General features: G+C 37.1%; 2 protein-coding genes and 1 pseudogene. All 3 read left to right on the plus strand.

The genetic code is table 11. From position 1 onward, the window contains the following. The coding region (locus ACFORE_RS07000) for a helicase-related protein (protein WP_380435069.1) at positions 1 to 622 on the plus strand (622 nt) is incomplete at its 5' end. Then, positions 622 to 1284: pseudogene (locus tag ACFORE_RS07005) on the plus strand (ComF family protein). The gene ACFORE_RS07000 and the pseudogene ACFORE_RS07005, both read left to right, overlap by 1 nt. Positions 1285 to 1364: 80 nt before the next feature. Next, positions 1365 to 1913, plus strand: coding sequence for a ribosome hibernation-promoting factor, HPF/YfiA family (hpf, locus tag ACFORE_RS07010; RefSeq protein ID WP_154454632.1), 549 nt, complete (start codon positions 1365 to 1367; stop codon positions 1911 to 1913). The last annotated feature ends 165 nt before the right edge of the window (positions 1914 to 2078 follow it).

The raw sequence follows: 2078 nt of genomic DNA on the forward strand, positions 1-2078 counted from the left end.
ACTTTTTTTCTACACTCAAAAAGGCTCCATAATCTCCACGGTGGTTTTACCCACTACAGAAATTATAGAGCCTAAATTAGCTAAGCTGCATTTACCTAGACGATTTCATGCGAATCCTCTCGTCGTTCCCAAAAACATTTGGCTGAGTGGTGTTTTAAAGCACATGCAAAAAGGCCAACTTCTTAGAGCCTTCATGAAAATCTTGACAAAACAGCGTCAGACTAAGTATCCCTTACTCATCTTTTTTCCAAATATCGCACAAGGTCAGGTATTTACAAAGATTTTAAAAACGTATTTGCCACACGAAAATATCGCTTTTGTGTCCAGTCAGACGGAAAACCGTTTGGAAATCGTCAATCAATTTAGGCAGCAAGAGTTATCGATTTTAGTGACAACAACGATTTTGGAGCGAGGGGTGACCTTTCCTTGTGTGGACGTTTTTGTTATGCTAGCCCACCATCGCCTATACACCAAAAGTGCCCTCGTGCAAATTTCTGGGCGTGTCGGTCGTGCCAAGGAGCGTCCGACAGGCGCACTATTATTTTTACATGAAGGCATTACGAAACCAATGACTAAGGCAATTGCTGAAATTAAAGAAATGAATAAAAGAGGTGGTTTTTAGTGGAATGTTTGCTATGCCGTCAGGTATTTTCAGAAACAGAACGGTTTTTAAACATTATCTTAATGGCAAAAGACAGTGACGGTGTCTGTTCGACTTGCCAAAATAGCTTTGAAAAAATTGGGGATTCACATTGCCCAACCTGTTTTCGAAAAGGTGAGATAAGGACCTGCTTAGATTGTCATGAGTGGAAAAAATAAGACCATCAGGTTCAACACGAAGCCCTTTTTACCTATAATGCATTTATGAAAGACTATTTTTCCAAATACAAGTTTCAAGGAGATATGTTACTAAGTCAAGTTTTAGCTAAACCAATTAAAAATCATCTGAAATACTACAAAGATTACACCTTAGTGCCAGTTCCTCTTAGCCCAGAGCGGCTAAGAGACAGGCAATTTAACCAAGTTACCGCCTTTTTAGATAGTGCCGGACTGTCTTATCAAGATATTTTAGAAAAGACAGATGTTCAAAAACAGTCAGATAAAAACAGACATGAGCGTCTAAAAAGTCAAAATCCTTTTACCATAAAAAGCCAAAAATCATTGCCAGAGCGAGTCCTCATTGTTGATGATATTTACACAACAGGCGCAACTCTCAAAGGCATTTACGATTTATTGCATCAGGCAGGCGTTAAAAATGTAAAAAGTTTTAGTATTGCACGGTAAACACTTGCAAATTTTCATGAAAGCAGTATAATAGAGTTATAAAAAGAAAGCGCTTTTTTAAAGCAAGAAAGAGGTGGCCTATGATTAAATATAGTATTCGTGGAGAGAACATTGAAGTAACTGACTCTATCCGTAACTATGTCGAATCAAAGCTCGGAAAAATTGAGAAATATTTTTATGCCGAACAAACTTTGGACGCGCGTGTAAACCTCAAAGTTTACCGTGAAAAAACTGCAAAAGTTGAAGTGACCATCTTAGTCGATTCTATTATGCTAAGAGCAGAAGATGTTTCACAAGATATGTACGGCTCTATTGACTTGGTAACAGACAAAATTGAACGTCAAATTCGTAAAAACAAAACTAAAATTGCGAAAAAACACCGTGAAAAATTGCCAACAAGTTATATTTTCACAAGCGAATTTGAAGCTGAAACTGTCGAAGAAGAACCAGCAGCAAAAGTGGTTCGTACAAAACATGTTAGCTTGAAGCCTATGGATATTGATGAAGCGCTTCTTCAAATGGACCTTTTAGGACATGACTTCTTCATTTACACTGACGCAGAAGATGCAACAACAAACGTTCTTTACCGTCGTGAAGATGGACAAGTTGGACTAATCGAAGCAAAATAATGAATTAGAAAATACTCTCAAGTTCATGCCTTCCTTAGAACTTGGGAGTATTTTTTATTTTAAAAAAGTGTTGACAAAGGAAAAGGTATTTAGTATACTGAATAAGCTGTCAACGAGGGACGGTTGATAACTTAAAGGTTTTGAAAAAACTTTAAAAAAGTTATT

It is taken from the genome of Streptococcus alactolyticus (genome assembly GCF_042649785.1).
In the GTDB taxonomy this organism is placed as follows: Bacteria; Bacillota; Bacilli; order Lactobacillales; family Streptococcaceae; genus Streptococcus; species Streptococcus alactolyticus.

Excerpts from the sequence above, each read along its gene's own strand:
- hpf (WP_154454632.1), top strand. The coding sequence starts at position 1,365 with ATGATTAAATATAGTATTCGTGGAGAGAACATTGAAGTAACTGACTCT.